Origin of the sequence: Mycobacterium sp. 1245852.3, from assembly GCF_001669335.1 — a bacterium.
Lineage (GTDB): Bacteria > Actinomycetota > Actinomycetes > Mycobacteriales > Mycobacteriaceae > Mycobacterium > Mycobacterium europaeum_A.
The window spans coordinates 1-1,284 of sequence record NZ_LZLL01000614.1 but is presented as its reverse complement, the minus strand read 5'-3'; the positions used below and the strand labels follow the sequence as shown (position 1 = coordinate 1,284).

The 1,284-nt window shown below is 69.8% G+C and carries 3 protein-coding genes; 2 read left to right on the top strand and 1 reads right to left on the bottom strand.

Features of this window, described 5'->3' with window-relative positions; genetic code table 11:
- Positions 1 to 384, bottom strand: a 384-nt coding sequence (locus tag A9W96_RS28655; RefSeq protein WP_067144563.1) for a PPOX class F420-dependent oxidoreductase, incomplete at its 3' end; no start/stop codon positions are given.
- A gap of 61 nt (positions 385 to 445) precedes the next feature.
- Here A9W96_RS28655 and A9W96_RS28650 point away from each other — a divergent pair.
- Together A9W96_RS28650 and A9W96_RS28645 are read left to right on the top strand one after the other, a co-directional pair.
- Positions 446 to 847, top strand: a complete 402-nt coding sequence (locus A9W96_RS28650) for a helix-turn-helix domain-containing protein (protein ID WP_065155409.1) — start codon at positions 446 to 448, stop codon at positions 845 to 847.
- A partial coding sequence (locus A9W96_RS28645; RefSeq protein ID WP_067144562.1) for a VOC family protein occupies positions 844 to 1,284 on the top strand: 441 nt, incomplete at its 3' end. The genes A9W96_RS28650 and A9W96_RS28645, both read left to right, overlap by 4 nt.

Genomic DNA, 1,284 nt, shown 5'->3' with positions numbered 1-1,284 from the left:
GCGCCGCAGCTTCTCTCTCGCGCACAGGTCTTGGTGCACGTTGGTCACGCCGGGAACCTTGATCAGCGGCACGATGTTCCATTGCCAGCCGTAGCGCCGGTGCAGTACGTGGTTGGCGCGTTCGGCTTCGGCGCCGGAGAGCACCGTGGCCCGGCCGGCGACCGTCGTGGCGCCCTGACGCGGCCGGCCCCGGTAGTCGCAGGCCGCGAGTTCGACGTCGCGGCGCGCGGCCAGCCGCCGGGTCTTCGGGCCCACCTTGGTGCGGAACAGCAACCCGCCGTCGTCGAAGGCGAACCAGATCGGGGTGTCGACGGGGCTGCCGTCGCGGCGAAACGAGCGCAGCAGGGCGTAGCGAGACTCGCTGAGTTCTCGAGGGATGGTCATGACCACAGTCAAGGACTTAGAGTTGACTCGAAGTCAAGCACCGAATTCCCGGGAGGCCGCGATGGCGCCGAGCCTGACGATCGGTGAGGTGGCGCGCCAGGCCGGGGTGGCCGCGACGGCGTTGCGCTACTACGAGCAGATCGGCCTGGTGCCGGAGCCGGCGCGGCTGGGCGGCCAGCGCCGCTATGACGACTCGATTCTGGCCCGCCTGGAGGTGATCGCGCTGTGCAAGGCCGCCGGTTTCTCGCTCGAGGAGATCCAGCTGCTGTTCGCCGACGACGCGCCGGGGCGGCCGGTCAGCCGCGCCCTGGCCAAGGCCAAACTCGCCGAGATCGACGCGCAGCTGGAGTCGCTGGCCCGCGCGCGGGCCGTCATCGAATGGGGAATGCGCTGCACGTGCCCCTCAATTGACGCCTGTACCTGTGGCATTCACCCACCGCACACCGGCAAGGAGCCCGCATGACCCAGCATCCCATCGCCGTGCGGAACTTCTCGCACGTCTGCGTCGGCGTCTCCGACATCGAGGCCTCGTTGGCCTTCTACACCGCGGTGCTGGGCATGGACCTGGTGTTCGACGTCGAACTCGAGGGCGCCGCACTGGATTCGGTCACCGGCGGTGCCGCCCAGCGGGGCCGCATGATCGGCGGGCTGATCGGGGCCGCGATGGTGGAGCTGTTGTCGCTGGGCGCCGTGCCCGAGTGCCCGAGCGGTCCACACCTGGGTTACACCAACATGTCGTTTCGCGTCGACGATCTCGACGCCACCATCGAGACCGTCACCCGCCACCACCCGGGCGTGCGGGCCGACCCGCCCGTCGACATCGGGGGAGTGCGGATGTTCTTCGTCTACGACCCGGACGGCACGCCGATCGAGCTGGTCGAGCTGCCCGGCGGCGCGACG

Bases quoted from the DNA above. Each gene is read 5' to 3' on its own strand.
- A9W96_RS28650 (WP_065155409.1), top strand. From the start codon at position 446: ATGGCGCCGAGCCTGACGATCGGTGAGGTGGCGCGCCAGGCCGGGGTG.